The 23,553-nt window shown below is 70.5% G+C and carries 21 protein-coding genes; 13 read left to right on the forward strand and 8 right to left on the reverse strand.

All coding sequences use genetic code 11. The features are described from left to right. Nucleotides 1–6: 6 nt before the first annotated feature. The 3 genes from IL992_RS32035 to IL992_RS32045 all read right to left on the reverse strand — a co-directional run bounded on the left by IL992_RS32035 (nucleotide 7) and on the right by IL992_RS32045 (nucleotide 2,913). Nucleotides 7–543, reverse strand: a complete 537-nt coding sequence (locus IL992_RS32035; protein ID WP_193207061.1) for a PadR family transcriptional regulator — start codon at nucleotides 541–543, stop codon at nucleotides 7–9. Between the two features lie 134 nt (nucleotides 544–677). After that, on the reverse strand, nucleotides 678–884 hold the full coding sequence (locus tag IL992_RS32040) for a hypothetical protein (protein ID WP_193207111.1): 207 nt from the start codon (nucleotides 882–884) through the stop codon (nucleotides 678–680). Further along, the gene (locus tag IL992_RS32045) at nucleotides 874–2,913 is read right to left on the reverse strand and encodes a PspC domain-containing protein (protein ID WP_193207062.1); all 2,040 of its coding nucleotides are present in this window, start codon (nucleotides 2,911–2,913) and stop codon (nucleotides 874–876) included. Before IL992_RS32045 ends, IL992_RS32040 begins: the two co-directional genes overlap by 11 nt. Before the next feature lie 143 nt (nucleotides 2,914–3,056). Here IL992_RS32045 and IL992_RS32050 point away from each other — a divergent pair, with 143 nt between their 5' ends. From IL992_RS32050 to IL992_RS32075, 6 genes are all read left to right on the forward strand, one after another. Beyond that, a complete protein-coding gene (locus IL992_RS32050) occupies nucleotides 3,057–4,232 on the forward strand; it encodes an ATP-binding protein (RefSeq protein WP_404804802.1) in 1,176 nt (391 codons plus the stop codon). Beyond that, a complete protein-coding gene (locus IL992_RS32055; protein ID WP_193207064.1) occupies nucleotides 4,229–4,867 on the forward strand; it encodes a response regulator in 639 nt (212 codons plus the stop codon). The genes IL992_RS32050 and IL992_RS32055 overlap by 4 nt, the downstream gene beginning before the upstream one ends. Before the next feature lie 57 nt (nucleotides 4,868–4,924). Then, complete coding sequence (locus tag IL992_RS32060) at nucleotides 4,925–6,385, forward strand: glutamate--cysteine ligase family protein (protein ID WP_193207065.1); 1,461 nt, start codon at nucleotides 4,925–4,927, stop codon at nucleotides 6,383–6,385. 59 nt (nucleotides 6,386–6,444) lie between these two features. Then, nucleotides 6,445–7,131, forward strand: a complete 687-nt coding sequence (locus tag IL992_RS32065) for a neutral zinc metallopeptidase (RefSeq protein ID WP_193207066.1) — start codon at nucleotides 6,445–6,447, stop codon at nucleotides 7,129–7,131. Nucleotides 7,132–7,396: 265 nt separating this feature from the next. Beyond that, nucleotides 7,397–7,864: a hypothetical protein gene (locus tag IL992_RS32070; RefSeq protein ID WP_193207067.1), complete on the forward strand. Its 468-nt coding sequence runs from the start codon at nucleotides 7,397–7,399 to the stop codon at nucleotides 7,862–7,864. A gap of 603 nt (nucleotides 7,865–8,467) precedes the next feature. After that, nucleotides 8,468–9,262 carry a CPBP family glutamic-type intramembrane protease gene (locus IL992_RS32075; RefSeq protein ID WP_193207068.1) on the forward strand — a complete coding sequence of 265 codons (795 nt, stop codon included), beginning with the start codon at nucleotides 8,468–8,470 and terminating at the stop codon, nucleotides 9,260–9,262. On the opposite strand, the gene IL992_RS32080 is transcribed toward IL992_RS32075, so the two are convergent. The 4 genes from IL992_RS32080 to IL992_RS32095 all read right to left on the reverse strand — a co-directional run bounded on the left by IL992_RS32080 (nucleotide 9,226) and on the right by IL992_RS32095 (nucleotide 12,519). After that, nucleotides 9,226–10,011, reverse strand: coding sequence for a response regulator transcription factor (locus tag IL992_RS32080; RefSeq protein ID WP_193207069.1), 786 nt, complete (start codon nucleotides 10,009–10,011; stop codon nucleotides 9,226–9,228). The two genes, IL992_RS32075 and IL992_RS32080, sit on opposite strands and share 37 nt — an antisense overlap. Further along, nucleotides 10,008–11,165: a sensor histidine kinase gene (locus IL992_RS32085; RefSeq protein WP_193207070.1), complete on the reverse strand. Its 1,158-nt coding sequence runs from the start codon at nucleotides 11,163–11,165 to the stop codon at nucleotides 10,008–10,010. Before IL992_RS32085 ends, IL992_RS32080 begins: the two co-directional genes overlap by 4 nt. Before the next feature lie 9 nt (nucleotides 11,166–11,174). Beyond that, entirely contained in the window at nucleotides 11,175–11,663 is a 489-nt protein-coding gene (locus tag IL992_RS32090) for a hypothetical protein (protein WP_193207071.1), read from the reverse strand. 109 nt (nucleotides 11,664–11,772) lie between these two features. Next, nucleotides 11,773–12,519, reverse strand: coding sequence for a PIG-L deacetylase family protein (locus IL992_RS32095; RefSeq protein WP_226874131.1), 747 nt, complete (start codon nucleotides 12,517–12,519; stop codon nucleotides 11,773–11,775). 66 nt (nucleotides 12,520–12,585) lie between these two features. Here IL992_RS32095 and pcrA point away from each other — a divergent pair, with 66 nt between their 5' ends. The 5 genes from pcrA (at nucleotide 12,586) to IL992_RS32120 (ending at nucleotide 21,209) form a co-directional block, all read left to right on the forward strand. After that, nucleotides 12,586–14,829, forward strand: a complete 2,244-nt coding sequence (pcrA, locus tag IL992_RS32100) for a DNA helicase PcrA (protein WP_449843672.1) — start codon at nucleotides 12,586–12,588, stop codon at nucleotides 14,827–14,829. Nucleotides 14,830–15,415: 586 nt separating this feature from the next. Continuing rightward, the gene (locus IL992_RS32105) at nucleotides 15,416–16,864 is read left to right on the forward strand and encodes an amidase (RefSeq protein WP_193207072.1); all 1,449 of its coding nucleotides are present in this window, start codon (nucleotides 15,416–15,418) and stop codon (nucleotides 16,862–16,864) included. Between the two features lie 9 nt (nucleotides 16,865–16,873). Beyond that, on the forward strand, nucleotides 16,874–18,943 hold the full coding sequence (locus tag IL992_RS32110) for an AMP-binding protein (RefSeq protein ID WP_193207073.1): 2,070 nt from the start codon (nucleotides 16,874–16,876) through the stop codon (nucleotides 18,941–18,943). A 124-nt stretch (nucleotides 18,944–19,067) separates the two neighbouring features. Beyond that, nucleotides 19,068–19,652: a TetR/AcrR family transcriptional regulator gene (locus IL992_RS32115; RefSeq protein WP_193207074.1), complete on the forward strand. Its 585-nt coding sequence runs from the start codon at nucleotides 19,068–19,070 to the stop codon at nucleotides 19,650–19,652. A 159-nt stretch (nucleotides 19,653–19,811) separates the two neighbouring features. Next, a complete protein-coding gene (locus tag IL992_RS32120; protein WP_226874155.1) occupies nucleotides 19,812–21,209 on the forward strand; it encodes an APC family permease in 1,398 nt (465 codons plus the stop codon). 275 nt (nucleotides 21,210–21,484) lie between these two features. Here IL992_RS32120 and IL992_RS32125 read toward each other — a convergent pair whose 3' ends face one another. After that, a complete protein-coding gene (locus IL992_RS32125; RefSeq protein WP_193207076.1) occupies nucleotides 21,485–22,375 on the reverse strand; it encodes a hypothetical protein in 891 nt (296 codons plus the stop codon). 174 nt (nucleotides 22,376–22,549) lie between these two features. On the opposite strand from IL992_RS32125, the gene IL992_RS32130 reads away from it, so the two are divergent. After that, nucleotides 22,550–22,993 carry a MarR family winged helix-turn-helix transcriptional regulator gene (locus IL992_RS32130; protein ID WP_193207077.1) on the forward strand — a complete coding sequence of 148 codons (444 nt, stop codon included), beginning with the start codon at nucleotides 22,550–22,552 and terminating at the stop codon, nucleotides 22,991–22,993. A 73-nt stretch (nucleotides 22,994–23,066) separates the two neighbouring features. After that, on the forward strand, nucleotides 23,067–23,468 hold the full coding sequence (locus tag IL992_RS32135; RefSeq protein ID WP_076433118.1) for a cobalamin B12-binding domain-containing protein: 402 nt from the start codon (nucleotides 23,067–23,069) through the stop codon (nucleotides 23,466–23,468). Nucleotides 23,469–23,553: the final 85 nt, after the last annotated feature.

The raw sequence follows: 23,553 nt of genomic DNA on the forward strand, positions 1-23,553 counted from the left end.
TCTCTGTCACGGAATCTCCTCGGAGGGACGGGCGAGGACGGCCTCGCAGTGGTCGAGCCAGCGCTGCTCGGCCTCGGCATGGAAGATCATCGAATCGATGACCAGGCGCTGTGCGGTCTCGGCGGAGGCGTCGAGACTCCGCATGGCGCGGGTGAGCTCCTGCAGGCTCCGCATCGTCGCGGACCGCTGGGCCCGGATGACCGCCGCCACGTCCACGCCGGGCGTGGTGACCGCCATCGCGAGCTTGATGACGAGCTCGTCGCGGGGCCGGTCGGCCCGGGAGACGGGCTTGGCGAACCACCGGTCGAGCTCGTCGCGGCCTTCGGGCGTGATGGCGTAGCGGACCCGGCCCTGCTCGTCCTGGTCGCCCTGGTCGTCGCGGGACACCAGGCCGTCGCGTTCGAGGCGGGACAGCGTCGTGTAGACCTGCCCGATGTTCAGTGGCCAGGTCGTCGCCGTGGACGCCTCGAACTCGGCCCTGAGCTGGTAGCCGTAGCGCGGGCCCCGGCTCAGCAAGGCGAGCAGGCCGTGTCGTACCGACATGAATACTCAGTATGCATACTGAGTATGCTCTCGTCCGCTGGTCGTCAGGAAAATCTCGGAAAACCGGGAAAAGACGAACGGCCGGCGCCGCGCGGAGGCGGCACCGGCCGGAAGCAGATCAGTGGATAAGGGGATCAGCGGCGGATGGCCTTGGCGAGGATGGCGACGAAGGCCGCGAAGCCCAGCCCCCCGACGAGGATGGGCGCCATGATGACGGCGTCGGGATCGGGGCCGGTCAGGTAGCGGACGCCCATGCCGATGAACAGCAGGCCGCACAGCAGGGCCATCCAGTCCGTACGGTGCACCCGGCGCGGGCGCTCGGGCTTCGACTCAGGCCGCACGGCGCACCTCCACGTCGCCGATACCGGCCTTGACGTGCAGCTCGATCGTCGGCGCGTCGCCCTCGACGGGCGTCTCCGGCTCCAGGACCCGGTCGAAGCTGACGTCCGTACCGTCCTCGACCTTCTGGTCGATCTTCACTTCGCCCAGTTTGGAGGAGCCGTGCACCTCCACGCGGGCGGTCGCCGGGACGATCACCGTGAGCTGTCCCATCGACACCGAGGCGTCGAACCTGACCCGGCTGCCCGGTCTGAGCGTCACGTCGCTCAGGTCGAGCTTGCCTTCGCCGATGCCCAGTTCGTAGGTGCCGGGCGACTGGACGGAGCCGACGGGGTGCCAGACGAAGCTGCCGACCTTGCGGGGGATGCCGTTCACCGTCGAGCTTCCCACCAGTACGAGGGCCACGATCGTCCCGGCGGCGACCAGCGCCGCGCCCCGGCCGAACCACGCGGCGACCAGCAGGCCCGCCCCGATCGTGACGAGGACCGCCCCGCCGACGACCGGCAGGCCGACCGAGCCGGAGCCGGTCCGCTGCATGGTGACCATGATCCCTCCAACGATCAGGGCGAGACAGATGGTGAGGCCGCCGATGAACGACCTGGGGCGCTTGGGCTTCGCCGGCCGCGCGGGCGGTGGCGTGGGCGGGGCGTAGGGGCTCGGCGGGTAGGGCGCGGCGTACGGCTGGTACGGCTCGCGCCTTGTGTAGGGGCCGTGGGGGGCGAAGGGCTCTCCGGCTCCGTACCCGTGCCCTCCGGCTCCGTACCCGTGCCCTCCGGCTCCGTGTCCCATGCCATGCCGGTGCTCCTGAGCGCCGCCGTGGCCGTACGCGCCCGCCCGCGCTTCGCGGGCCAGATCGGACAGCCGCCGGTAGCCGTCGCCGGCCGGAGCGGCGGAGGGCCCCGGCGCTCCGGAAGCCCAGCCGGCCGGCGCCCCGTAGACGTCCGGTCCCGGTGTGTTCGGGCCTGGGGTGTTCGGTCCCGGTGTGTTATGCGGTGGATTCGGGTCTGGGGCGGGCTCCGCGGCCAGCCGGGCGACGGACTCGAAGGGCCGGGTCGGCGGGTCGCCGTCGGCCCGCCCCGCCGGTGCCGCCGCGTCTCCGGCGACGGCCTCCTGGACGAGCGTGTCGTCCACGGCCGCGCCCTTCGTGCCCAGGTCCTGCGGGGTTGTGTCCTTCGCCACCGGATCCTGGATGAGCGTGTCGTGGATCGCGGTGTCGTCCGCGGCCGCGTTCTGGACCATCGCGTCCTGGATCGCGGTGTCGCCCGCGGCTCTGTCCGCGGTGGCGCCGGGGGTGTCGGGGCCGGGAGCCGCCGTGTCCGTCGCGGCCCGCTGCGCTGCGGCCCCCTGCGCTGTGGCCCCCTGTGCTGCGGCCCCCTGCGGCGCCTGTGCCTGTGCCTGCGGTGCCTGTGCCTGCGGTGCCGGTGTCTCCCGCAGCGGTGTCTCCGCCATCGGCGCTCCCGCACCGGGGGCGCCGGTCGTCGCCCCGTACGGCTCACTTGTGGGTGGCGCGGTGAAGGGCGCGAACGGCGCGAAATTCGGGGTGGCCCGGGTCATACCGCGCCGTCCGGTCGCCCGCTCGGGCATCGACTTGGCCATCATCAGCAGATCGACGCCGCGCGCGTGGGCGGCCATCAGCACGATGGCCAGCAACGTGCCGACCACGATCGTGCCGCGGTTGATCCCCCCGGACGCGACGTTGATGATCAGGCCGAACGCGAAGACCGCGGCCAGCAGCGCGAGCACGGTCTCGGCGTCGAACATCCGCCGGGTCCACTGCTCCAGGTGGCCGGGGCGGCCGCCCGGCTGGCGCATCAGCAGGAACGCCGCGACGTACAGCATGACGCCGATGCCGGAGGCGAGCACCAGCACCGCGAAGCCGATCCGGAAGAGCACGGGGTCCATGCCGGTGAACCTGCCGAGCCCCGCGCAGACGCCCGTGATCATGCGCCCGTCCCGGGAGCGGCTCAGCGCCTTCTCGGGCTCGGGCATGCCGGCGGGGTCGGGAGCGGGGGTCGGTGGTGCCTCGGTCATGGTCCCATCCTGGCCTCGCCCGCCGTGCCCCTGCCATCGGGGGAACCCCTGACTCGTCCCCGACCCCTCAGGGGTGGCGTCAGGGCATGCCCTGATGCGCTCATGGCGTGTGACGTGTGACGATGCTTCCCGAGATGTCTGAGATGCCTAACGCCCCCGCGGCGTATCCCCGGATGGTCCGGCCCGCCTCTGGCCGGGTGGTCGCGGGCGTCGCCCAGGGTGCCGCCGCCCAGCTGCGGCTCGACCCCGTCGTGCTGCGCCTCGCGTTCGTGCTGCTCACCGTCGTCGACGGGCTGGGCGTCGTGGCGTACGCCGCGCTGTGGATGTTCACCCCCAAGGAGGAGGTGAAGGGCCGGGAGCCGGCCCGCGAGTGGGGCCAGCTCGCCGCGTACGGCGTGCTGTGGCTGGCGCTGGCGGGCTTCGCGTGGATGACGGGCGCCTCCAGCGGCGGGTTCGGCACGTGGCCGATCGCGGTCGGCGGCATCGGCGCGCTGATCCTGTGGCAGCAGGCCGACCCGGGGCGGCGGCAGCGGTGGATGTCCGGCGCGGTCAAGCAGGTCAGCACGACCTGGGTGCGCACCGGCATCGGGGCGCTGCTCGTCGTCGTGGGCGCGATCGGCTTCCTGGCCGCGAGCGGCGAGCTGGCCAAGGCCAGGACCGGGCTCGTGTTCACCGCGGTCGTCGTCGGCGGCATGCTGATGATCGCCGCGCCCTGGCTGGCGTCGCTCGTGAAGGAGCTCCAGCGGGAGCGCACCGAGCGCATCAGGCAGGAGGAGCGGGCCGAGGTGGCCGCCCACGTCCACGACTCGGTGCTGCACACGCTGACCCTCATCCAGCGCAACGCCCACGACGCGCGGGAGGTCGCCCGGCTCGCCCGGTCGCAGGAGCGGGAGCTGCGCAACTGGCTCTACCAGCCCAAGCAGGACGCCGACGCCACCCTCGCCGCGGCCGTACGGCGGGTCGCGGCCGAGGAGGAGGACGCGCACGGCGTGCAGATCGAGGTGGTCTGCGTGGGCGACTGCGAGCTGAACGAGGGCCTGGTGGCCCTGCTGCACGCCGCCCGGCAGGCGATGGTCAACGCGTGCAAATACAGTGGGGCTCCGGTCGTCTCCGTCTACGCCGAGGTCGAGCCCGACGAGGTGACGGTGTTCGTCCGGGACCGGGGCAAGGGCTTCGTGCTCGACGACGTCCCCGGGGACCGGATGGGCATCCGCCAGTCGATCATCGGCAGGATGGAGCGCAACGGGGGAAGCGCCCGGGTCAGGACCGAGCCGGGCGACGGAACCGAGGTCATGCTGACCATGAAGAGGGAGCAATGAAGACCGTACGCGTGCTGATCGTCGACGACCACCGGCTGTTCCGGTCCGGCGTGCGGGCCGAGCTGGGGCCGTCGATCCAGGTGGTCGGCGAGGCCGAGGACGTGGAGTCGGCGGTGACGGCGATCGGCGAGCTGCAGCCCGACGTGGTGCTGCTCGACGTGCACATGCCGGGCGGCGGCGGCCAGGAGGTGCTGCGGCGCGTGCTCGGCTCGGGCTCCCAGGTGCGCTTCCTCGCGCTGTCGGTGTCGGACGCGGCCGAGGACGTGATCGGGGTCATCCGGGGCGGCGCCCGGGGCTACGTGACCAAGACGATCAGCGGTGCTGAGCTGACCGACGCGATCATCCGGGTGTCCGAGGGCGACGCGGTGTTCTCGCCGCGGCTGGCCGGGTTCGTGCTCGACGCGTTCGCCTCGACGGAGGCCCCGCCCATCGACCCGGAGCTCGACTCGCTCACCCAGCGGGAGCGCGAGGTGCTGCGGCTGATCGCCCGGGGTTACGCCTACAAGGAGATCGCCAAGGAGCTGTTCATCTCGGTGAAGACGGTCGAGACGCACGTGTCGAGCGTGCTGCGCAAGCTGCAGCTGTCCAACCGCCATGAGCTGTCGCGCTGGGCCACCGCCAGACGTCTGGTCTGAACCCATCTGTGCGTACCCGTCTGGTGCGATCGCCCCCTCACGTGCGACGCTCAGTTAATGGGCCGTGACGTACCCTCCGTCTCCTTCAGCCGGGAGGACCGCCGTCGCTACCGGGACAAGGTGAAGCTGTCGCTGGACGTCCTGGCCGAGATGCTGCGGGAGTCGCGGTTCGGGTTCGACCGGCCCCAGATGGGCCTGGAGATCGAGCTGAACCTGGTCGACTCCCGGGGCGAGCCGGCGATGAAGAACGCCGAGGTCCTGGCCGCCATCGCGGAGCCCGACTGGGCGACGGAGCTGGGCCAGTTCAACGTCGAGATCAACATCCCGCCGCAGGTGCTGTCCGGCGAGGGCAGCCGCCTGCTTGAGGAGTCCGTACGGCTGCGCCTCAACCGGGCGCAGGAGCGGGCGGCGCGCGTCGGCGGGCAGCTCATGCTGGTCGGCATCCTGCCGACGCTGCGCGAGAGCGACGTCAGCGAGGGGACGCTGTCGGCCAACCCCCGCTACAAGCTGCTGAACGAGCAGATCTTCGCCGCCCGGGGCGAGGACCTGCACCTCATGATCGAGGGGGTGGACCGGCTCGACACCTACGCCGACAGCATCACTCCCGAGGCGGCGTGCACGAGCGTGCAGCTTCACCTGCAGGTCAGCCCCGAGACGTTCGCGGACCACTGGAACGCGGCCCAGATCATCGCCGGTCCGCAGGTCGCGGTCGCCGCCAACTCGCCGTTCCTGTTCGGCAAGGAGCTGTGGCGCGAGACCAGGATCAGCCTGTTCGAGCAGGCCACCGACACCCGGCCCGAGGAGCTGAAGACCCAGGGCGTGCGGCCGCGCGTCTGGTTCGGGGAGCGGTGGATCACGTCGGTCTTCGACCTGTTCGAGGAGAACGTCCGCTACTTCCCCGCGCTGCTCCCCCTGTGCGACGAGGAGGACCCGAGGCGGGTCATCGACGAGGGCGGGGTGCCCGAGCTGCACGAGCTGCGCCTGCACAACGGCACCGTCTACCGCTGGAACCGGCCCGTCTACGACGTCTCCGACGGCGTCCCCCACCTGCGGGTGGAGAACCGCGTGCTGCCCGCCGGGCCGACGGTGGCCGACATCGCGGCCAACGCCGCGTTCTACTACGGGCTCATGCGCGTGCTCCCGGCGGCCGAGCGGCCCGTGTGGACGCGCATGTCCTTCGCGGCCGCCGAGGACAACCTCCGCAACGCCGCGCGGCACGGCCTCGACGCCCGCCTCTACTGGCCGGGCCTGGGGGAGGTGCCCGCCGCCGAGCTGATCCTGCGCAGGCTGCTGCCCATGGCCTATCACGGGCTCGACCTGTGGGAGGTCGACCCGGTCCAGCGCGACCGGCTGCTCGGCATCATCGAGCGGCGCTGCGTGACCGGCCGTACGGGGGCGGACTGGCAGGTCAGGACGGCCCGCGCGTTCGGCGGGGACCACGAGGCGCTGCGCCGCATGACCCTCCGCTACCTGCAGCACATGCACACCAACGAGCCCGTCCACACCTGGGGCATGTGAGACGCTCGCGTTCGGCGGCGGCGCAAATCTTTGCCGCACAAATGGGTATTCACACGGAAATGACCCGCCGAACACTGGCCGCGCTCCTGATCCTGGTGGTCCTCGTGGCCTCCTGCGGCACACTCACCGGCTCCCCGCCCGATCGGGCGCAGCCGGGGGACGCGGCGTCCCGGGGGACGCCGTGCGAGGGCACGGGCGACGACTTCCCCGGCGACGTCAAGCTGGCCCGGTGCCTCACCGAGTGGTTCTGGTCGCAACGCTTCCAGGAGAGCGGCGGCACCTACCGCCCGATCACCCGCTTCGTCGCCTACCAGGGGAACAACGGCCCCGACTGCGGCGGGCAGCCGGCCGTGCCCGAGAACGCCTTCTACTGTCCGTACGGCCATTTCATCGCCTACGACGCGACCTGGCTGAAGGCGATGTACGACCAGATGGGCGACGGCGCGGTCTACGTCGTGATCCCGCACGAACTGGGGCACGCCGTGCAGGCCCAGCTCATCGAGGACTTCCGCTTCAACGTGCAGCGGGAGCTCCAGGCCGACTGCTATGCGGGCGCCGCGCTGAGCGGCCTGATCCGGGTGGGAGTGCTGGGCGCGGAGCAGGGCGACGAGGAGGAGCTGCTCACCAACCTCCAGGCGGCGGGCGACCCCACCGACGTCTGGTGGGCGCCGGACGCCCACGGCACCCCGCGACAGCGCCAGCAGTACTTCGCCCACGGCTACACCGAGGGTGTGGGGACCTGCTGAGGGTGCGGGCGTCAGGCGGCAACAGGTGAGGTGACGAAGGCGAACTCTGACCGGGTTTCGACCCGGACCGGACCCGTGCCGCCGGAGTCTTCGCCGAACCCTTTCGGCCAGGACTGAAAGGCGTTGCGGTTAGCCCCTTACGGGACATCTCATTGATCTCGGAGAGAGGAACGAATCGCCTGTCTCAGCCGAAGTCGCGTTCAGCATCCGCGTGCTGCGCCTGGCTGTCGGTGCACGCTGTCGAAGAATTCCTGAGAGGGGAAAGATGCGATCCATCCGTAAGTCTCTGTCGGTTGCCGCCGCTGCGGGGGCTTTCGCCGCCGGCACATTGACAGGCGTTTTCGCGGCAGCTCCCGCCAACGCCGCTGTTTCCGAGTGCGTCAACGGCGCCAACGGGTTCGTGGACATCGCCTACAACAAGACCGGGACGGTCGCTTACAGCGTCGACCTCGGAGGTGGGAGAAAGGCGCAACTGCACTACGGCTCGATCAGCGGTGTCCAGCGCGGATGGGCCATCATCAGGGGCACCACGAAGAAGGGCGACAAGGTCTGGATGGACTGGACCACGACCGCCACAAACGGCGGCTGGCTGCAGTGCGGTCCTTTCACGGTTCAGGCGGACGGCCTGACGAACACGAGCGCGGCCCAGAAGACGAGTTCGAAGGATGGTTACTGGTTCCGCGCCTGCGGGCAAATCGTCGGCGGAACCACGCGGTGCACTCCCTGGTGGTAGCCCTCCGCAGGGCAGCCGGCCCGTAAGCCAGATCTGGCAGGTGGCTGGTGCGCGTATCAAGGGTTTCGAGGGTCCGCTGTCGCCGCAGCGGACCCCTGCCGCTTGAGGGCGCGGGCCGCCCGGACGAATACGCACGTGGTCAAGGTGATCCCGTTCGCGGTGGCAGCCAGATGTGTGCCTCATCCGGGAAAACCGAATGTGCGAGCGGCACACGCATCGAAAACGGCCGCGCAGATCGCGAGGGGACTCAGCCTCCTCATGTTCCTTCCTGGCCGGCCTTATCGCCGTGATCGGGCTCGTATATCTCGACTCCCGTCGAAGACGTCTTCGACCGGAACCTGCGGCCAGGCGAACAAATTCTGCAGCCCGCCGGCGGCCGGCTCGGTCTCCAGCGATTCGCCGTGACGTCGGCGGAAAGGAAGGCCGAGTATACGAATCCCCGCCTCACGGCTTGTCGCATCCGTCGCGGGCGTGGCGGCGATCTTCTCCGGTCGCCATTTCGGCACGGGTGCCGTACAAGAGGCTCCTCCCGTTCACCCCGCCGCCGGCCTTGTGAATGCCGGACCCCTCGTACGCTCCGGGGCTGATGGGAGCATGGCGGGCATGACGACGAACCGGACGAGGCGGGCGGGCGTGCTCGGAGCCGCTCTCGGGGTGCTCGCGGCGGCGAACGTGCTCAACAACCGCGTCGCCAGGCGGTGGGCTCCGCTGACCTCGGCGGTCGCGACCGGCGCGCTGCTGGCGCTCGCCCGGCGCGAGGGGCTGACCTGGCAGGAGCTGGGCTTCCGCCGCGCCCGCGCCGGCGCCGTGACCGGGGGCGCGCTCGCCGCCGGCGTCGTGGCCGTGTACGCCGCCGGGGTGGCCAACCCCCGCACCCGCGCGCTCTTCCACGACGAGCGCGCCCTCGCGTTGTCGCGCCGCCGGGTGCTGGAGGAGGCCCTGGTGCAGGTGCCGTTCGGGACCGTGCTGCTGGAGGAGGCAGGCTTCCGCGGCGTGCTGCCCGCCCTGCTCGGCCGCTCGCTTCCGGCCCGTGCGGCGGTCGCCGCCTCGGCCGCCCTGTTCGGGCTGTGGCACGTGCTGCCCGCCATGGACATGGCCAGGGCCAACCCCGCACTCGGCCGGCTGACCGCCGGAGAGGCCCCGGACGAGGCCGCCCCCCTGATGAAGGCGGGACAGCACGTGAAGGCGGGGCAGCTCGCGGAGACGGGTCGGCTGGTGGCGGGGACGGTGGCGTCCACCGCGGTCGCCGGGCTTGTGTTCCACGGGCTGCGCCACCGCGCCGGGCTGCTCGCCCCCGCGCTGCTCCATCTGGCGACGAACTCCCTCGGCTACGCCGCCGCCCGGGTGGCCCGCGGCCTGGATCAGCCCTCGCGGGGATCGGCCAGGCCGGTCCGGTAGGCGTACGCGACCGCCTGGGCCCGATCGCGCACCCGCGCCTTGGCGAAGAGGTTGTTGATGTGCGTCTTGACCGTGGCCTCGCTGATGAACAGGGCGGCGGCGATCTCGGCGTTCGACATGCCGCGCGCGATGAGCCGCAGCACCTCGGCCTCGCGCGGAGTCAGCCCGTCGGGCGGCGTCCCGGCGCCGGACGATGTCCCGGCATATGGCGGCGTTCCCGCTCTCGGCGTCCGGTTCGCTCGGGGCGCCTGGCGGGTGTGGCGCGGCGAGAAACGCGACCGTTGAGCGGGCGCGGCGGCCGTGCCGGGCGTTTCGCCGGGCGGTGCGGTGCCGGTGACGGTGTTCAGGAGGCGGCGCTGCACGCCGGGGTCGAGTTGGGCGTCGCCGTTCATGACCGTCGTGACGGCGCGGGCGATCTCCTCGGCGTCGGCGCTCTTGGTGAGGAAGCCGCGCGCCCCCGCCCGGAGCGCGGCGAAGACCGACTCGTCGTCGGTGTATGTCGTGAGCACCACGACCTGGGTGTCCGGGAACTCGGCGCGGATCCTGCGGGTGGCCTCCACGCCGTCCATCCGGGGCATGCGCAGGTCCATGAGCACGACGTCGGGCCGTTCGGCCGTGACCAGGCGGAGCGCGGCCTCGCCGTCGGACGCCGACCCCACCACCTCGATGTCCGGCAGCAGGCCGAGCAGCAGGACGAGCCCGTCGCGCACCACGGCCTGGTCGTCGACCACGAGCACGCGGGCGGTCATGCCGGCACCCGCAGCCGGACCCGGAAACCGTCCTCGGTCTCGCCGGCCTCCAGGGTGCCGCCCAGGAGTTCGGCGCGTTCGCGCATGCCCACGAGACCGTATCCTCCCCCCGGCGTCCCGGGCTCGTCACTCGGAGGGTTGACGACCTCCAGTTCGCACTCCCGGTCGCCGAAGCTGAGCCGTACGGTGGCGGGGGAGCCGGGGGCGTGCCGCCGCACGTTGGTCACGGCCTCCTGAGCGGTGCGGATCATCGCCAGCTCGGTCTCGGGCGGCAGGCGGCGTTCGAACCCGGAGACGACGACGGCGCACTCCTCGCCGGTCGCCTCGCGGAACTCCTGGGCGAGCGCGTCCAGCGCGGCGGGCAGCGGCTGGGCGTCGTCACGGAGCGCGGCCACGGCCCTGCGCGCCTCTTCGAGGCCCTTCTTGGCCAGCTCGCGGGCGCGTTCCACCCGGTCGAGCGCCTCCTGCGACCGGTCGGCGCGCAGCAGCAGCCGGGCGCCTTCGAGGTGCACGATCTGCGCGGACAGGGAGTGCGCCAGGATGTCGTGGATCTCCCTGGCGATCCGGGCGCGTTCGGCCAGCACGGCCTCGCCCGCCTGAGCGGCAGTGGCGGCCCTGCGCTGCCTGATGGCGTAGGCGACCGCGAAGACCACGCAGATCGAGACGCACAGGCTGAGGTCGCGCTGCTGCGCGTCGGGGGTGGCCGGCGGCAGCAGTCCCGTGACGCTCGCCCCCAGGCCCACCAGGGCCAGCAGCAGGAGCGGCAGCGACCAGCTGAGCGGGTGTCGTACGGCGGCGGCCCCGACGCTGAACATGAGCACGGCGACGGCCGGGCCGCTGTCCGAGACCATGTCGAGGGCGATGGTCGCCACGAGGGTGAGCCCGATGAGGACGGCCTCCGCCGGCCCGTCGTTCCACGGTCCCGGCAGGATCGGCCGCAGCCGGATGACGACCATGAGGGTCAGTGCGAGGGCGATCGTGGCGGTCAGTGCGGTGACGGCGAGCGGGTCACCGGTCAGGCCGAACCCCGGCGTGCTGGTCGCCTGCCCGCCGACCAGCAGGGCGATCACGGCCAGCCGCAGGCACGCGCCGGCGATGGCGTTCCTGCGGTGGGACTCCGGGCCGGCCTGGACATGTCCGTCACGACTGGGCACGTCCCGACGTTAGCGGGCCGTCTGGACACCCGATACGGGGACGGTGGGCAGGGCGCTCGCCCGCCGGGCGACGACCAGGAACTGGACGCCGAGGGTCACCCCGACGAACAGGAGCACGGAGGTCTGCGACGAGGCGAGGCCGAGGAGGGAGGTCAGGGCGATCATCGCGATGCGGACGGCGATGGAGCCCACCCAGGCGATCAGGGTCGTGACGTTGCCCTGCGACCACGCCACGCCGTGCTGGTCGCGCCACACCCGCGTCGTCATGGCCCGCAGCACGCCGAGGCCGGCGGCCACGAGGAGTTCCGCGACGAGCACGGCGATGCTCAGCGCCGTGTGACGGGGATCGACGAGCGCGCCGCCGCCGAGGCCGCCCACGACCATCACGGCGGCGATGATCAGACCCACGGGCCTGCCGACCGGCCTCGGCTTCATCTGCCGGTAGATCAGAAGGGCGAGGACGGCGAGGGCGACGACGACGATCTGTGCGTTTTCCATGCGCACGACGGTAGGAAGACCGGGCGCGCACCGGATCGGCGCGCGGGTGGAGAACCGGGGTGGAGATCAGGCGATCTCCACCCGCGGGTGGAGGGCCCGGCCGCCCTGCTCAGGCGGTGATCACACGCTGGAACGCCTCGGCATACGAGCCCTCGGGGAGGCCCGCGGCGGCGGCGTGACCGGAGAGCCAGCCCTTGACCATGCCGTCCAGGTCGGGGACGTGCGCGGTCTGGCTCTCGTGCGCGCGCAGCGCGGCGATCTTGCGGTCCACGGTGGAGGTGACGTCGACGTAGTGGTTGACGGTCATCCCGCCCGTGAGCCACACCTCGCGGACGGTCCAGGCCTCCAGGCCCTCGTCGGCCAGCAGTTCGGGGAAGGTGTAGGGGTTGCGCGCGTCGGGGTAGACCGCGTCGAGAGTGGCGCCGCCGACCGCGCGGTGGTCGGGGTGGCTGGGGCCGAGCCGCTCGTAGTTGCGCTCCGGGGCCGAGGTGATGACGAGGTCGGGCCGCACCTGGCGGATCACCCGCGTGATGTCCCGCCGCAGGCCGAGCGTCTGCTCGACCACGCCGTCCTGGTAGCCCAGGAAGCGCAGGTCGGTCACCCCGACGCACTTGGCGGCGGCCGTCTGCTCCGCCCGGCGCAGCGCGGCCATGCCGCCGTTGTCCACCGCCCGGTCGAACCCGCCCGCGTCGCCATCGGTGACCAGGCAGTACACCACCTCGGCGCCCGCCTCGGTCAGCCTGGCGACCGTTCCCGCGCCGCCGAAGTCGATGTCGTCGGGGTGCGCGACGACCACCAGCACCTTCTTGATTTCCGCCTCGTCCAGCACGAGCAGCCTCCTCAGGGTCCGGCACATCACCTTAAACGGGACTTGCCGGGCGAGTGGGCTCCGGATGTCGGCGCGCGGTCATAACCTAAGGAGGTGTCCACCCGAGCCGCCACTCATCCGTTGCTCGACGGCCTCAACCCGCAGCAGCGGGACGCCGTCATCCACCAGGGCAGTCCGCTGCTGATCGTCGCCGGGGCCGGCTCCGGGAAGACCAGGGTGCTGACGCACCGCATCGCGTACCTGCTGGCGGAGCGTGACGTCCAGCCGGGGGAGATCCTCGCGATCACCTTCACCAACAAGGCCGCCCGCGAGATGAAGGAGCGGGTCGACAAGCTCATCGGGCCGCGGTCCAGGGCCATGTGGGTCATGACGTTCCACAGCGCCTGCGTGCGGATCCTGCGGCGCGAGGCGAAGCGGCTGGGCTTCTCCTCCAGCTTCTCGATCTACGACCAGGCCGACTCCCAGCGGCTCATGGCGATGGTGTGCCGCGAGCTCGACCTCGACCCCAAGCGCTACCCGCCGCGGTCCTTCTCGGCCCAGGTCAGCAACTTCAAGAACGAGCTGATCGACTACGAGACGGCGGCCGACCGGGCCTCGACCCATCTGGAGCGCACGCTCGCCGAGGCGTACCGCACCTACCAGCGGCGGCTCACCGAGGCCGGCGCGATGGACTTCGACGACCTGATCATGCTGACGGTCACGCTGTTCCAGCTCTTCCCCGACGTGGCCGAGCACTACCGGCGGCGGTTCCGGCACGTGATGGTCGACGAGTACCAGGACACCAACCACGCGCAGTACATGCTGATCCGCGAGCTGGTCGGGCGGCCCGAGGTGCGCACCGCCGACGGCGACGTGGTGCGGGAGGGCGTCGAGCCCTCCGAGCTGGTGGTCGTCGGCGACGCCGACCAGTCGATCTACGCCTTCCGCGGCGCGACGATCCGCAACATCCTGGAGTTCGAGCGCGACTATCCGGACGCGCGGACGATCCTGCTGGAGCAGAACTACCGCTCCACGCAGACGATCCTGAACGCCGCCAACTCGGTCATCTCCCGCAACGAGGGCCGCAAGCCGAAGAACCTGTGGTCCGACCAGGGTGCGGGCCCGAAGATCATCGGCTATGCGGCCGACAACGAGCACGATGAGGCCATGTTCGTCGCGCAGGAGGTCGACCGGCTCAGCGACGACCACGGCGTCACCCCCGGCGACGTCGCGGTCTTCTACCGCACGAACGCCGCCTCCCGCGTGTTCGAGGAGATCTTCATCCGCACCGGCCTGCCGTACAAGGTCGTGGGCGGGGTGCGGTTCTACGAGCGCAAGGAGGTCAAGGACCTGCTCGCCTACCTGCGGGTCCTGGCCAACCCGAACGACACGGTGTCGCTGCGGCGCATCCTCAACGTGCCCAAGCGCGGCATCGGCGACCGCGCCGAGGCGATGATCGAGGCGTTCGCCAACCGGGAGCGCATCGGCTTCTGGGAGGCGCTGCGACGGGCCGAAGAGGCGCCGGGCGTGGCCACCCGCTCGCTGAACGCGATCCGCGACTTCGTCACGTTGCTGGACGAGTTGCGCGCCAAGGAGCTTCCGCTGTCCGACCTGGCCGAGGAGGTGTTGAGCGCCACCGGCTACCGGACGGAGCTGGAGACCTCGGGCGACCCGCAGGACGAGAGCCGGCTGGAGAACCTCAACGAGCTGATCTCGGTGGCCGCCGAGTTCGAGGAGGCGAACCCGGAGGGCACGCTCGTCGACTTCCTCGAGCAGGTCTCGCTGGTCGCCGACGCCGACCAGATCCCGGACGGGGACGACCGCGGCGGGGTGGTCACGCTGATGACCCTGCACACCGCCAAGGGCCTGGAGTTCCCCGTGGTGTTCCTCACGGGGATGGAGGACGGCGTCTTCCCGCACATGCGCTCGCTGAGCGACCCGAAGGAGCTGGAGGAGGAGCGCAGGCTGGCGTACGTCGGCATCACCCGGGCCAAGGAACGGCTCTACCTGTCCAGGTCGGCGGTCCGCTCGGCGTGGGGCGCGCCGTCGTTCAACCCCGCCTCGCGCTTCCTGTCGGAGGTGCCGGCAGAGTTGCTCGAGTGGCGCGGCGACCCGGGCAAGACCGCCTGGTCCGCCGCGACCTCCCGCCCGGCCGCCCGTACGGCTCCCGCGCAGAAGCCCGGCGGCCGGCAGATCCCGAACCTGTCGCCGGGCGACCGGGTCACCCACGACACGTTCGGGCTCGGCACCGTGGTGGCGGTGGACGGTCAGGCCGAGAAGACGCGAGTGAAGATCGACTTCGGGAGCGAGGGCGAGAAGACCCTGCTTCTCGCCTACGCGCCGATCGACAAGCTCTGATCCACAAGCTCTGACCGCCGCCGCCCGGGCCCTCGGCCACGGCCGGTCGTGCGGACCGCCGTGGGCCGAGGGTGCCATGGACGGAATGGCGGCACGGCGCGTTGCCGTGGGAAGGTCCTCGGCAGTGCGGCGGCCTCAGCTTCGAGCGCGCGAAGGAAACCGGCCCAGCGGATGCCGGGCTGGAAACGGGTGTTCTCGTGGGGGGCGGTGAGCGGCTCCGGACCCGGCTTTCCTTCTCGACCCGGATCGGGGCGGCACAGAGACCTCGATGGATCTGTGGCCGAGCCGCCGGGAGACCTCCTGGATGGAAACCTGGGGCGTCAGCGAGGACCGCGTCACGCCGACGGCCGATGGGTGCTGCCGAACCTTCTCGAGCCGTCCGCCTCCGCGCTCATAGATGCGGAAGGTGATGAATTGGAGTCGGACATCTTCACAATGCGACACTCGATGTATAACGTTCGTTGCATAACGGCGCTCCCGCTCCCCGACCTGCCGGTTCCTCGTGAGCGCGCCGGCGCCGACGTCCGTCGAGGAGGACTGTGTGCACACGAACGCCGCCAGGCTGAGAGACGCTTCTGCTTCCCCAATGACGTCTGACGAGGACCTCTGTTTCACTCCGGCGATCGATCTGGCGGCCGCGATCCGTGGCCGAGAGCTGTCTCCGGTCGAGCTCGTCGAAGCCGTCCTTGCCCGCATCGAACGTCTGCAGCCGCTGCTGAACTGCTTCGTCACGGTCCTCCCCGAGGAAGCCGTGAAAGCCGCCGAGGCGGCCGAGAAGCTCGTCATGTCGACACCCGCCGACGAGCTGCCGACGCTGCACGGTGTTCCGGTCACGGTGAAGGACCTGGAGGAGACGGCGGGAGTACGTACGACCTTCGGGTCACGCCACTTCGCCGAGTATGTACCGACGTGCAACGCCCCCATCTGGCAGCGCCTCAGCGACGCCGGGGCAATCCTGGTGGGGAAGACCACCACGCCGGAGTTCGGGATGGCAGGGGTCACCGAGAGCGGGCTGACGGGGATCACGAACAACCCCTGGGACCTCTCGCGCACCACCGGCGGCAGCAGCGGCGGCGCCGCGGCTGCGGTGGCGAGCGGCCTGGCGCCACTGGCCACGGGCAGCGACGGGGGCGGCTCCATCCGCGTGCCGGCGTCCATGTGTGGCGTCGTCGGACTCAAGGCCACCAGCGGCCGGATCCCCTTCGGCTCGGAGGGCGCCGGGGCGTACGAGACGGTGACGGTGACCGGGCCGATGACGCGGACCGTCGCGGATGCCGCCCTGGTGCTCGACGTGGTGTCAGGACCCCATGCTCTCGACGCCGTCTGTCTGCTGGATGAGGGGGCCGGCTACCTGGCGTCGCTCGCGGCCGCCTCGCTCACGGGCAAGCGGGTGGCATACAGCCCCGATCTTGGGTGGGGACCGGTCGATCCGGAGACCACTCGGGTCGTACGGGCGGCGGTTGAGCGACTCGCCTCGGACGGCGGCGCGGCCGTGGAACAGGTCGACATCAGCCTGCCGGATCCCTATGACTACTTCGAGAAGTGGTGGGGGCCCTACCTGTCCCAGGAGGTTGACGCCCTGGTCACGGAGGGCATTGCCCTGGCCGACCTCCCTCTTCAGATGCAGCGGTTCTACGAGCGGGCGTCCCGGCTCAGCGCCGGGGAATTCGCTCACGTCCAGATGGTGACGCGCACGCAGATCTTCCGGGCGTTCGCCGACCTCTTCGCCCGGTACGACCTGCTGGTCTGGCCGACCACGCCGATGCCCGCGTTCCCGCATCCCGGCCCGCTGGGCGGCCCGGCGGAGATCAACGGCGTTCCCGCCCGCTGGCCGGCCATGGAGAACCAGCGGCTCACCGAAGCAATCGCACACGCCGGCTGCCCGGCCATTACGGTGCCCGCCGGGTTCACCCGGGACGGCCTGCCGGTGGGCCTGCAGATCGCGGCAGCCCGCGGCGCCGACACGGCCGTGCTGCAAGCAGCCGCGGTTTTTGAGTCAATCGCGCCCTGGGCGCACCTTCGGCCCCAGTTCTGAGGAGACCTAATGTCCACCGACGTCAGCGTTCCCGCCGCCGGCCTGATCACGTGGCCGCCGGACATGGCCGATGCCTGGACCGTCGTACCGCGCACCACCTTGGCCGATTTCGCGGCCCGCTGTTTCGGCGCGGGCGGCGACGCGCCCGCGCTGATCTTCGACGACGGGGTCACGGTCAGCTTCGCCCAGTTGCACGAACGTATCGAGCGTTTCGCCGGCTTCCTCCGGTCCCGCGTGTCCGTCGGCGACCGGGTCGCCCTCGCCGTCGGCAACCGGGCCGAGTACCTGATCGCGTACTTCGGCATCGTCCTCGTCCGCGGCACGGTCGTCACGATGGGGTGCGACATCGGCCCTGCGGACGCCGCGCTCATGATCGACGATGCGGGATGCCGGCTCGCGGTGGCCGAGGGTCGCGCCGCCGAGGTCCTGCGCGGACTGGTCGGGGAGACCCCGCTGGAAGAGGTACTGGACGTGCGTGACGGTGAGCCGGACGGCCTGGCGCACCACTACCGGGACGCCTCTCGGCTGCCCCTGACAGAGGCGGCGTGCGAGATCGACGACCTGGTCGACATCGGCTACACCTCGGGAACGACCGGGATGCCGAAGGCTCTCGGCGGTGACCACGCCGAGCCGTTGCGCTACGTCGACGTGATCCTTCGTACCCGGCCGCTCGAAGCGGACGACCGCATCTTGGTGCCTTTGCAGTACCACTACGGCGACGGCCTCTATCTGACGCTGGCGTCCTGGCATGCGGGCGTCGCCGTCGTGGTGATGCGCAAGTTCAGTGTGTCTCGCTTCTGGACGGTCGCCAAGGAATTCGGCGTCACCCAGCTCTACACCATCGGGGCCATCCCCAACCTGCTGCTGGCCGCGCCCCCGGCACCGGCGGACCGGGACCACCACATCAGGGGCGCTCTGGCCGTCGGTGTTCCCGCCGGCAGGCACCGCGAGCTGAACGAACGGTTCGGGTTTCCCTGGTGCGAGATGTACGGATCCTCCGAGTCCGGTCCGGCGCTGTCCATGCCCGACGACGTCGCACAGGAGTACGTCGGATCGGGAGCCATCGGTGTGCCGTATCCGGACGTCCAGGCGCGGCTGGTCGACCCCGACGGCGTTGTCGTCGACGGACCCGGCCAGGGCGAGCTGGAGCTGACCGGTGAGATCGTCTTCACCGGCTATCTCGGCAACCCGGACGCCACCCGGCAGGTGCTGCACGACGGCTGGCTTCGCACTGGCGACCTGGCCCGCCGCGACGAGCGCGGCATGTACTACTTCGTCGGCCGGGTGAAGGAGCTGATACGCCGTGGCGGGCAGAACATCGCTCCCGCGGAGGTGGAAGCTGTGCTGCGCCTGCATCCGGCCGTCGTGGACGCCGCTGTCGTACCAGTCGAGGACGACCTCAGAGGCGAGGAGGTGCTCGCCTACGTACAGGTACGGGAGGGGTCCTCGGTCGATGCCGCCGAACTCGCGAAGTTCTGTGCCGGCCGGCTGGCCGCCTTCAAGGTTCCCCGGTACATCCGGCTGCGCACCGAGCCCTTCCCGAGGACGCCGAGCCAACGCATTCCCAAGAACAGGCTGAAGGTCGACGGCAAGCACCGCACGAGCGGCGCCTGGGATCGGATCAGCCGAGGTGTGGGCATCCGCCTTGCGTTCCACGAGCTGCCCACCGTCGTCGGGCAGACGTTCCTGAGTGACTGGCTGTCGATCGACGTGGACCACATCGCCATGTTCGAGGAATCGAGCCTGGTCAACCGCAACCCGTACAGCTACGAGCACGACCGGTATGGTGACGATCTGCTGGACGGCTTCCACCTCCTGAGCCTCCTGGACCACCTGACCAACCCGCTGCTGGTGGTGACGGGGGCCCGGGTGATGCCCTGGAACTACGGCCTCGACCGCCTCCGCTTCATCACCCCTGTCCGAGCCCACAACCGCATCCGGGCCCGGGGCGAGGTCGTCGAGGTGCGCGCCCGGACAGGCGGGTATCTCGTGCGCAGTTCCGTCACGGTGGAGCTGCAGGGAGCCGACCGGCCCGCCTACGTCGTCGACAGCTTGGTCTTCTGGCAGCTGGTGGAGTGATTCCCGCACCTTTGCCGTTTCGGACCGCTCAGACGCAGCCCCGGTATGATCCTCATGACGACGACCGAGGCGGGGCGATGGATCCGGATATGAACGGGCGAACCGGAGAGGCCGGCAGGCGCTGATGCCGCGCCTCGTCGACTCCGATGCCCGTCGCAGGGACATCCTGGAAACCGCTGTGGCGATCCTCGCCGAGTCCGGCCTGCAGGGACTCTCCTTTCGTGCCATCGCCCAGCGGCTGGGCGGGTCCTCCACCCTCGTCACGCACTACTACCGGTCCCGCCGGGACATGCTGGTGGATCTGACGAGCTACACGATCGAAAAGGGCAAGGCCCAACTGTCGGTCAGCGAGCACGACGTGGACGATCCGTTGGCCCGGTTGCACACGCTCCTGCTGTGGCTGGTCCCCGACGACCCGCAGAGCCTTCGGGAGGAGCACGCGCGGCTCAACCTCATGCAAGCCCGCGACAGCGAGCCCGAAATCGCGCACTTCTTCGAGGAATGGGAGCGAGAGGTGCGGCAGCTGCTCCGTTCCCACCTCGAACCGCTGGTGCCTGCAGCCGAAATCGACAGCGTCACGGACTTCCTGCGGACCGTCACGAACGGCCTCTGCCTGGGCGCGGTCGAACATCCCGACAAGTGGACACCCGAACGGCAGGAAGCAGTGGTCGCGCGCGCGATCGACGGGCTCCGCTCCGTCGTTTCCTGATCTTGGCAGAGAGCGCAATCGGCTCTCGTCCTCATCCGCTTCTTGTGCGCGTGGAGCCATCGACCTATGGTGTGAAACACGCGTTGTATGACGCACTGAATAAATCGGCCGCTGATCAAGTGGCCTCTGTTTCCCGCTCTGCACGGAGTCACTGTGGCGATGCCGAGCCGTCGCGCACAGCCTCATTCGCCATCCCCTGGAGGCTTTGTGTCCGGACTCAGCCCCACACAGCGCCTGGGCGCTCCGGCCATCATGTTCATGGTTGTCGCGGCTGCCGCCCCGCTGTCCGTCATGGCGGGCACCGCCCCCTTCGCACTGGCTGTCGGCGGCCTGGCGGCGCCGGCCACGTTCCTGATCGCGGGGGCGGTACTGGCGGTCTTCGCGTTCGGTTTCACCCGCATGACCCGTGTCACTCGTGGAAGCGGAGCCTTCTACACCTACATCACTCTCGGTCTCGGGCGTCGGTGCGGCGCCGCGGCGGGCGTACTCGCGGTGGTCTCCTACAACGCCGTGCAGTTCGGTGGGTACGGCCTGCTGGGCGCGCAGTTCAGCGCAGCATGCGAAGCGTTCACCGGCGCCCGGCTGCCGTGGTGGGTCTTTTCCCTCGCCGCGGCAGCCGCCGTCTGGCTCCTCGGGCGCCGGGGAATCGAGCTCAGCGCGCGAATCCTCGGCTTCCTGCTCATCGTGGAAACCGTGCTGCTCGCGGCCCTGGTCGTGGCCGTTCTGGGCCGCGGCGGGCACGACGGGCTCGGTTTCACCAGTTTCACCCCCCAGGCATGGCACGGAGCGGGCACTTTCGCCGCGCTCGGTATCGCGTTCATGTGTTTCATGGGCTTCGAGTCAACGGCCTTGTACCGGGGCGAAGCCGTCCAGCCCGACCGGTCCATTCCCCGCGCCACTTACGCGGCCCTGGCCTTCCTCGCAGTGTTCTACGCGCTGGTCCTGTGGACGCTGGTGCAGGCCGTGGGAGAGACGAAAGCCGTATCCGTCGCCGGCACCGACCCGACTGCGATGCTCACGGCCGTCGTGGACGGCTACCTTGGTAAATGGGCCGTCGACGTGACCCACATATTCCTGGTGACCAGCATCTTCGCCTCGCAGGTCGCCTTCCATAACGCCATCAACCGCTACACGAGGTCCCTGGCGTCCGAACGCCTCCTGCCCCGTGCCCTCGCCCGGACACACCCGAAGTTCGGCTCCCCGTCCCGCGCCGGCGCCATCCAGAGCGCCCTCGCCGTCCTCGTGATCGCCGGCTTCGCCATCGGCCGGGCAGACCCCTACCTGCAGATGACCATCTGGGTCAGCACACCCGGCACCGTTGGAATCCTCGCTCTTCAATGCCTCGCCTCGGCCGCGACGATCGCGTTCTTCTGGCGGCGAGTGCGACAGCCGAAGACGGCGACGGTCGCTGCCGCCGCCACCATCCTGCTCACCGTGCTCCTGGCCCTGGTCATCGACAACATCGACCTGATGACCGACGCCGGCACCGTGACGAACGCCGTGCTGCTCGTCGTGCCTCTGGCCGCATCATCGGCTTCTCCGTCGCCCTGTTTCTGAAGCGCGCCAGGCCCGAGGTCTACCGCCGGATCGGCGGCGAGGAGGCCGAGAGGATCGAATCAGAGCTGGTGGCCAGGTGACCCCGGCCACGTCGGCACCCGACTGATTCACCTTCGCCGACGAACTCGTCGCGGCTCCAGCCAGTGCCGGCGCGCTCGGCCGGGTAGAGCGGAGCGGCCGGCCCCCGGGTGGTGATCACCCGGGGGCCGACCGCCTCTGTTCAGCGCCGCGCGGGGGGCTCGGCCGCGCGGTTCGGTGCCTGATCGCCCGCCGGTTCAGTTGTTGGGCAGGATGACGGTGCCCGGCACCTCCGGCACGTCGCTGTCGAGGTCGGACAGGTTGGCGACCTGGCTCTTCGGCGGCGCCTTGACCGTGACGTTCCTGCCCCAGCCGGCGAGCGTCTGGACCTCGGACAGGGTGAAGGTGAAGGAATCGCCCTCGACCTTCATCTTCAGGTCGACGCTGGCCGAGGCGCGGCGGACGAGCTGGTCGGCGCCGATCCACAGCTTCCAGGACACGACGGTCTTGCCGGGGTTGGACCCCAGGCTGGCGAGGCCGTCCTTGGCGCTCGGGCTGGCCTTCATGAGCTGGCTCAGCGTGATGGTGCCGCGGTAGAGCGTGGTCTTCGCGCCGTTGACGCTGCCGCCCGGCCCCTTGGCCTTGGTGGTCGCGAGGACCGCCTTGAGGTTGCGCCAGTCGGTGGGGTTCACCGGGCTGAACGAGGAGTTCGGCCGCAGTCCGGGGAGTCGCAGCCAGGTCTTGCCCTCGGGGAGCATGCTCGAGTAGACCCCGCCCGAGAGGTAACCCGTGCTGCCGATGACGATCATGCGGAGGGGCTTCTCCGCGTCCTTCAGGTCCTCGTCCTTCAGCAGCTCGCTGTATTTGGTCTTCTGCGTGCTGTCGGCGGCGATGACGCCGGACCGGCCGAAGGCGTAGCCGCCGTTCGAGGTGAATTTGATGGCCGTGACGCCGGCCATGCTCAGCGTGCCCGAGGACACGAATCGCACGCCGTGGCCGGCGACGAACTGCTTGCGCAGCGCCGCCACCGGGTCGGCGGCGGGGGCCGGCGCCTGCGCCGAGGTCTGAGCCTGCGCGGGGGCGGCGACGGCGGGCGCCACGAGCGCGGCCGTCGCGGCGCACGCCAGCGCCATGAGTGCTCGCTTCAAGGTGATTCCTCCCGTAAGTGCCCTCAAGATCAGGAGGGCAGCTTGGGAATCCTTGCGGTTCATGATCACAGGAAAGTAACGAAAATAAGGATTTCCTGTGAGTATTCAGCTAGTGGCTCGGTATGCGGGCTGATTATTATTTCGCCGCGAAAAGTTCGGACGCGAAAGGACGCCATGGAGGAGAAGGCGGCGGTCGAGGAGATCTCGCGGCTCTACCCCGCCGTCCACCGGCGCCTGCGCACGTCCGGCCGCCTCCTGCCGGGGGGTGACGTGACCGCCCGCATGCTGTCGGTCCTGCGCCATCTGGTGGCGTACGGGCCGCTCACGGTGGGCGACCTGGCCGGGCGCCTGCGGTTGTCGCGGGCCGCGACCACCGAACTCCTCGACCGCGTCGAGAGCCGGGGGCTGGTCGCACGGGTGCGCGACCAGCACGACCGGCGCCGCGTGTACGTCCGCATCACCGAGACGGGCCGCACCGCGACCGTCAACGCGAGTCGCGACGACGCCGATCGCGACGACCCGCTGGCGGCGGCCGTGCGCACGATGACCCCGCAGGAGAGGCAGGGGCTCGTGGACGGCCTGCGCGCGCTGCTGCGGGGACGGCCGGCGGGCGGCTGACGCGGGGCCGTTCCACGGGGGATCCACGGGCGGCGGTTACGCTTCGGGCAGCGGGCACCGTAGGGAGGTCTTCATGGCAGGCAGGATTCGGGTCGTCGTCGCGAAGCCGGGGCTCGACGGGCACGACCGCGGGGTCAAGGTGGTGGCGCGGGCGCTGCGCGACGCGGGCATGGAGGTCATCTACACAGGGCTGCACCAGACGCCGGAGCAGATCGTCCGTACGGCGATCCAGGAGGACGCGGCGGCGATCGGGCTGTCCATCCTGTCCGGCGCCCACATGACGCTGTTCGCCCGGCTCTTCGAGGTCCTGCGTGAGGAGGGCGCCGAGGACATCGTCGTGTTCGGCGGCGGCATCATCCCCGAGGCCGACATCCCCGAACTGGCGAAGATGGGGGTCGCGAGGATATTCACGCCGGGGTCCACCACGCAGGAGATCGTGGAATGGGTCCGTTCGGCGGTTCCAGCCACCGTTTAGGCATTTTGCCCAACCTTGCCGTACTCAAGAGTTGTTGGCAAGGCTCCAGCGGGACCCGACGACGCGGCCACGCTCGTACGGGGAC

Source organism: Microbispora sitophila (assembly GCF_014892245.1).
Taxonomy (GTDB): Bacteria; Actinomycetota; Actinomycetes; order Streptosporangiales; family Streptosporangiaceae; genus Microbispora; species Microbispora siamensis.

What these genes read in the sequence shown, in the direction of transcription:
- IL992_RS32055 (WP_193207064.1), top strand. Translation starts at nt 4,229, where the DNA reads ATGAAGACCGTACGCGTGCTGATCGTCGACGACCACCGGCTGTTCCGG.
- IL992_RS32050 (WP_404804802.1), top strand. Translation starts at nt 3,057, where the DNA reads ATGCCTAACGCCCCCGCGGCGTATCCCCGGATGGTCCGGCCCGCCTCT.
- IL992_RS32130 (WP_193207077.1), top strand. Translation starts at nt 22,550, where the DNA reads ATGGAGGAGAAGGCGGCGGTCGAGGAGATCTCGCGGCTCTACCCCGCC.
- IL992_RS32080 (WP_193207069.1), bottom strand. Translation starts at nt 10,011, where the DNA reads ATGACCGCCCGCGTGCTCGTGGTCGACGACCAGGCCGTGGTGCGCGAC.
- IL992_RS32135 (WP_076433118.1), top strand. Translation starts at nt 23,067, where the DNA reads ATGGCAGGCAGGATTCGGGTCGTCGTCGCGAAGCCGGGGCTCGACGGG.
- IL992_RS32090 (WP_193207071.1), bottom strand. Translation starts at nt 11,663, where the DNA reads ATGGAAAACGCACAGATCGTCGTCGTCGCCCTCGCCGTCCTCGCCCTT.
- IL992_RS32110 (WP_193207073.1), top strand. Translation starts at nt 16,874, where the DNA reads ATGTCCACCGACGTCAGCGTTCCCGCCGCCGGCCTGATCACGTGGCCG.
- IL992_RS32105 (WP_193207072.1), top strand. Translation starts at nt 15,416, where the DNA reads ATGACGTCTGACGAGGACCTCTGTTTCACTCCGGCGATCGATCTGGCG.
- IL992_RS32065 (WP_193207066.1), top strand. Translation starts at nt 6,445, where the DNA reads ATGACCCGCCGAACACTGGCCGCGCTCCTGATCCTGGTGGTCCTCGTG.
- IL992_RS32120 (WP_226874155.1), top strand. Translation starts at nt 19,812, where the DNA reads ATGCCGAGCCGTCGCGCACAGCCTCATTCGCCATCCCCTGGAGGCTTT.
- IL992_RS32035 (WP_193207061.1), bottom strand. Translation starts at nt 543, where the DNA reads ATGTCGGTACGACACGGCCTGCTCGCCTTGCTGAGCCGGGGCCCGCGC.
- IL992_RS32070 (WP_193207067.1), top strand. Translation starts at nt 7,397, where the DNA reads ATGCGATCCATCCGTAAGTCTCTGTCGGTTGCCGCCGCTGCGGGGGCT.
- IL992_RS32060 (WP_193207065.1), top strand. Translation starts at nt 4,925, where the DNA reads ATGGGCCGTGACGTACCCTCCGTCTCCTTCAGCCGGGAGGACCGCCGT.
- IL992_RS32045 (WP_193207062.1), bottom strand. Translation starts at nt 2,913, where the DNA reads ATGACCGAGGCACCACCGACCCCCGCTCCCGACCCCGCCGGCATGCCC.
- IL992_RS32115 (WP_193207074.1), top strand. Translation starts at nt 19,068, where the DNA reads ATGCCGCGCCTCGTCGACTCCGATGCCCGTCGCAGGGACATCCTGGAA.
- IL992_RS32095 (WP_226874131.1), bottom strand. Translation starts at nt 12,519, where the DNA reads ATGTGCCGGACCCTGAGGAGGCTGCTCGTGCTGGACGAGGCGGAAATC.
- IL992_RS32075 (WP_193207068.1), top strand. Translation starts at nt 8,468, where the DNA reads ATGACGACGAACCGGACGAGGCGGGCGGGCGTGCTCGGAGCCGCTCTC.